Source organism: Kitasatospora sp. NPDC057198 (assembly GCF_042670125.1).
GTDB lineage: Bacteria > Actinomycetota > Actinomycetes > Streptomycetales > Streptomycetaceae > Kitasatospora.
Map to the genome: position 1 here is coordinate 1 of NZ_JBHUWH010000612.1, position 4,003 is coordinate 4,003.

Here is a 4,003-nt window from a genome sequence, read left to right on the forward strand (position 1 = left end):
GGCCGGAGCCGTTGGCCGAGGGGTGGCGGGGGCGGCAGGGGCTACTTGCCGCCCGCCACCACCGGGACGGACGGGGAGGCGGCGCCCCCGGCGGGGGTGCCGGCGCCGCCGAGGTAGGCGTTCCAGCCCTCCTTCGGGGCCTGGCCGGGAGGGAGGGCCTGGAGCTTCTTGAGGACCGCCGGGTCCTGCGCCTCCAGCCACTCGACGAGCTGCCGGAAGGAGACCATCCGGACCTCGGGCTTGTCGGCGATCTGCTTGAGGGTCTCCTCGACGGCGTTCATGTAGATGCCGCCGTTCCACTGCTCGAAGTGGTTGCCGATGATGAACGGCGCCCGGTTGCCGTTGTAGGCGCGGTCGAAGCCGGCCAGGTACGAGTCGCGGGCCTGGGTCTGCCAGAACGCCTGCTTGCCGGGGTCGCCCTTGGTGTTGTCGCCGGACTGGTTGTACATGATGTTGTAGTCCATCGAGAGCACCTGGAAGCTGTGCCCGGGGAACGGGATGGACTGCAGCGGCATGTCCCACAGCGCGCCGCCGGCGAACTTCTGCGGCCACATCTGCAGGCCGCCGGGGCCCGAGCTGTCGTACTTCCAGCCGCGCTTGACGGCGGTGGGGAGCAGGCCGCGCTGGCCCTCCAGGCAGGGGGTGCGGCCGCCGATCAGTTCCTTGCGGTAGTCGAAGGGCAGCGCGGGCAGGTCGGTGTGGCCGGTGTTGGTGCGCCAGTTCATGACGAAGTCCATGGCCTGCTGGATCTCGCTGTCCCAGTCCTCGGGCGACCACTTGCCGCCGCCGTTGGCGCCGCAGAAGTGGCCGTTGAAGTGGGTGCCGATCTCGTGGCCCTCCAGCCAGGCCGCGCTGACCTGCTCGATGGTGGCGCGGATGTGCTGATCGCTGAGGTAGCCGATGTCGGAGGCGCCGATCGAGTGCTGCGGCGGGTGGTACAGGGTCTTCTTCGACTCGGGCAGGGTGTAGATGCCGCTGAGGAAGAAGGTCATGGTGGCGTCGTGTTCCCGGGCGAGCTTGCGGAACCGGCTGAACAGCTGGTTGTCGAGCTCGCCGGCGCCGTCCCAGGAGAAGACCACGAACTGCGGGGGCCGCTGTCCGGCCTCCAGCGGCACGGCCTGCGGCTGGTTGGGCTGCGGGCCGGTGTCGGAGGTGGAGCCGTCGCCGATCAGGGTGGCGGGGGGCTTGGGGACGGCGCTGGGGCTGCCGTTCGCGGCGAGGCCGTCGGCCTGCGCGGGCGGGGCGGAGCCCGCGTTCCCGGAGGAGCTCGCGCAGCCGGCGGCGAGGGTGGCGGCGGTCGCCGCACCGGCGGCCAGCAGCGTCCTGCGGGAGAGGGCGTCCATGTCTCACATCCGTTCACCAGGGAGTCAGGGGGTCACCGGCCGGATGAACTGTCCATCAGATGAAATGGAGAGATGGGTCGTCCGGGGGAGTCGGCCTCAGCATGGCACGCGTCCGACCGCCGCGCAGGTAAGCACGGCCCGGGTACGGATGACCGGGGGACGCCGCGCCGGAGCGCTCACCTGTTCGGCGCACCGGACCGGGGCGGCGGCGGTGCCGGGGAGTTGACTTGACGTCAGGCGGCCCGGTGCGCGGGCCCGCGGCACCCGGACACGGAGGACCCACCCGCCGATGTGGCAACCGCTGATCGACGCCTACCGGGACCGGATCGTCGACACCGGACGGGAGCCGCTGTTCCTGCTGCTGCTCGGCCTGGTGCTGTCGTTCCTGTTCATCCGGCTCAGCACCCGGATGATCCGCGCCCAGGTCCGCTGGTGGCCCGGCAACGTCACCCCGGGCGGGGTGCACGTCCACCACGTGGTGTTCGGGCAGGCCCTGCTGCTGGTGTGCGGGGTGGCCGCGTTCGCGGTGCGCGGCGACGGCGGCGCCTGGTGGAACCTGCTCGGCTTCGGGTTCGGCGTCGGCGCGGGCCTGGTGCTGGACGAGTTCGCGCTGGTCCTGCACCTCGAGGACGTCTACTGGTCCACCCAGGGCCGCGCCTCGGTGGACGCCGTGGTGTTCGCCGCCGCCGTGATCGGGCTGCTGCTGATCGGCGAGCTCCCGCTCGGCGGCTTCGCCCGGCACCCGGACGGGCCGACCATGGCCGGGGCGGCCGTGCTGCTCGCGCTGGTGCTGGTGAGCCTGCTCAAGGGCAAGACCTGGACGGGGCTGCTGGGCATCATGCTCTGGCCGCTCGCCCTGGTCGGCGCCGTCCGGCTGGCCCGCCCGGCCAGCCCGTGGGCCCGCTGGCGCTACCGCTCCCGCCCCCGCCGGCTGGCCCGCGCCGAGCGCCGCGAGGACCGGATCCACCGCCGCCTGGTCGCCGCCAAGACCGCCGCGTACGACCTGGTGGCCGGCACCCCCGACGCCGACCCGGAGCCCGAGCCCGAGCCCGAGCCCGAGCCCGTGTCCGGGCCCGCGTCCGTCCCAGTCGGACCCGCACCCGCCGCACCCGTGCCCGCCGAGCCGCTGCCCGAGCGGCCGCCCGCGCCCTGGCGGCTGCGCTGCGCCGCGCTCGCGCAGTGGTACCTGCGGGCCGCCGTCCTGCTCAACCTGCTCGGCGCGCTGGTCGCCCCGTTCCGGGCCCGGGTCGAACGGGCCGACCGGGGCGAGTACTTCACCCCGGTGCTGGTCACCTCCGGCTTCACCACCGCGCTGCTGGCCGGGCTGCTCGCCGTGATGCTGCGCCGCCGCAAGCGGGCCGCCTGGATCACCGCCCTGGTGATCACCACTGCGCACGCCGCGCTCCACGCCCTGGCGCTGGCCCTCCCCGAGTACCGTGCGCACCCGTTCAACTGGGTCTCGGCCGCGCTCACCCTGGCGCTGCTGCTGGCGCTGCTGGCCGCCCGCCCGGTGTTCCGGGTCCGCGGCGGGCGGGGCAACCTGCCGCTGGCCGCCGCCGTGCTGCTGCTCGGCGGGGCGCTGCTGACCGGCCTCGGCGCCCTCGCCGTCCGGCTCTGGCACACCGGCCCGGTGCCCGGCCGGGGCGAGGCCGCCCGGTACGCGGTGCTGCGGCTGGCCACCGTCTCCGGCGCGGTCGAGGTCGACGGCGTGGACGTGCCGGGCTGGCTCGACCTCGGCCTCAACCTGCTCGCCACCGCCCTGCTGCTGCTCACCCTGCGGATCCTGCTGCGCTCCCCGCGCGGCACCGAGCGGCAGGGCCCCGAGGACGAGCGGGCGCTGCGCGCGCTGCTGGAGCGCTACGGCGGACGCGACTCGCTGGGCTACTTCGCGCTGCGCCGGGACCGGGCGGTGTGCTTCTCGCCCGGCGGCGGGGCCGCCGTCGCCTACCGGGTGGTCAACGGGGTGGCGCTGGCCTCCGGCGACCCGGTCGGCGATCCGGAGGACTGGCCGGGGGCGATCGAGGAGTGGCACCGGCGGGCCCGCGCGCACGCCTGGATCCCCGCTGTCACCGGCGCCGGCGGGCTCGGCGGCGCGGCGTACGCCCGCACGGCCGGGCTGCGCGCGCTGCACCTGGGCGACGAGGCGGTGGTCGACGCGGCCGGCTTCACCCTGGCGGGCCGGGAGGCGCGCGGCCTGCGGGAGACCTGCCGTCGGGTGGAGCGGGCCGGGTACGCGGTGCTGCTGCGCCGCCACCGGGACGTCCCGCCCGGGGAGTTCGCCGACCTGGCCCGGCTCGCCGACGCCTGGCGGCACGGGCGCGCCGAACGCGGCTTCCCGATGGCGCTGGGCCGGCTCGGCGACCCGGCGGACGGCGACTGCCTGCTCGCCGAGTGCCGCGACGGGGCCGGGCGGACGGCCGCGCTGCTGTCCTTCGTCCCGTGGGGCCCGGACGGGCTGTCGCTCGACCTGGTGCGCCGCGACCGGGAGTCCGACGGCGGGCTGGTCGAGTACGCCGTCGCCGCGCTGCTCGGCCGGGCCGCCGAGTTCGGGACGGCCCGGGTGTCGCTGAACGTCGCCGTGCTCCGCGAGGCGTCCGGGCCCCGGCCGGGCGCCGGGCCGGGTGCCGGGCCGGGCGCCGGGCCGGGGCTGCGGCTGCGGC

At 75.7% G+C, this 4,003-nt stretch carries 2 protein-coding genes; one reads left to right on the plus strand and one right to left on the minus strand.

Annotated features, from left to right (window positions below; genetic code table 11):
- Window positions 1-41: 41 nt before the first annotated feature.
- Window positions 42-1,343, minus strand: coding sequence for a hypothetical protein (locus ACFUEL_RS36520; protein WP_380242018.1), 1,302 nt, complete (start codon window positions 1,341-1,343; stop codon window positions 42-44).
- A gap of 289 nt (window positions 1,344-1,632) precedes the next feature.
- On the opposite strand from ACFUEL_RS36520, the gene ACFUEL_RS36525 reads away from it, so the two are divergent.
- Window positions 1,633-4,003: phosphatidylglycerol lysyltransferase domain-containing protein (locus tag ACFUEL_RS36525; RefSeq protein ID WP_380242020.1), on the plus strand; the 2,371-nt coding region annotated here is incomplete at its 3' end.